This window comes from Vibrio sp. 779(2023), assembly GCF_033344285.1.
In the GTDB taxonomy this organism is placed as follows: domain Bacteria; phylum Pseudomonadota; class Gammaproteobacteria; order Enterobacterales; family Vibrionaceae; genus Vibrio; species Vibrio alginolyticus.
Genome location: NZ_JAWPOM010000203.1, coordinates 1 through 1,082, shown reverse-complemented (window position 1 = coordinate 1,082; position 1,082 = coordinate 1). Strand labels below are relative to the sequence as shown.

The 1,082-nt window shown below is 39.5% G+C and carries 1 protein-coding gene; it reads right to left on the bottom strand.

Annotation, left to right across the window (positions count from 1 at the left end; all coding sequences use genetic code 11):
• Positions 1-154: 154 nt before the first annotated feature.
• On the bottom strand, positions 155-697 hold the full coding sequence (locus R8O70_RS26085) for an outer membrane protein (protein WP_169608392.1): 543 nt from the start codon (positions 695-697) through the stop codon (positions 155-157).
• Positions 698-1,082: the final 385 nt, after the last annotated feature.

Genomic DNA, 1,082 nt, shown 5'->3' with positions numbered 1-1,082 from the left:
ACGCATTATAGACAGACTTTTTCCATCTTTGCCTTTCAGATATATTAGTGCGAACCCAGGTTTAGACACAAGAACGGCTCCCAATCCCAATAGGGAGACGTTCTTCGTTACGATGAACATAAAGGAAATAATCAGTGTAGCAAGTACGCAAACACTAGAAATTATATCTCATACCAACTGTCACACCTTGAATGTTGATATCGATACCATCAAATTCAGCAGTTCTGTATCTGTAGCCGATGGAAAGATCTATATTGTTAATCATGTAACCTACTTCCAATCCGGCTTGATAAGAGAACTTAGACTCTGATTCAGATACACCTAGGACGTTGGTTTCACCCTTTAATGAACCAACACCAAGAATGAGTGCGCTATATAAATTATTACCTTTATCTATAAATTTAGGGCGTGCGTTGATATAAAAAGCATTACCTTTAACACTGGCATTTTCAAAAAATTCAGCTTCACCAAAGTGTTGGTATTCTAACTCCACACCAAAATCTACATTAGGATGAACGGCAAAATTATAACCAGCATACACCCCTCCACCTAAGTCATTGTTTTCATCAATAGTCGCAATGCCAGCATCTAACTCAGTATTGTGACCTACAAGTAAATTGCCGCCGACATAAAAATGGTCAGCCTCGCTTGCACTTGCACTTGCACTTAAGAGTGTTAGTAAAATCAGTTTTTTCACTTTAAATCCTTATAGTTGAGTGGGAGATATTATGCATACAGGAGATTATGATTGGTAGCGAACATTTAACGTAACGGCACTTTGTACGAATCCCCAAGGTCGCTAGTGTAGGCGACCTTTTTACAACTGGCAGATACGAAAAACGCCTCCCATTGGGAGGCGTTTTTCTTAAGGACGTTCATTACCTTAGAAAAGGATCGTTGAGATCCATGCTCTTTGGTTGTAATCTCAATCCCCAGATATGAAAAAACCGCCTTGCCGGGCGGTTTATTTCGGAATACTTACTAGTTTTGCGACATGTGTAAGTCCTTTCATGATAGCCATATCGTTTAAGCACTTCAAGTATTCCTGCACCTGTTTTGGATTCAAGATGTTTTGGAACAGG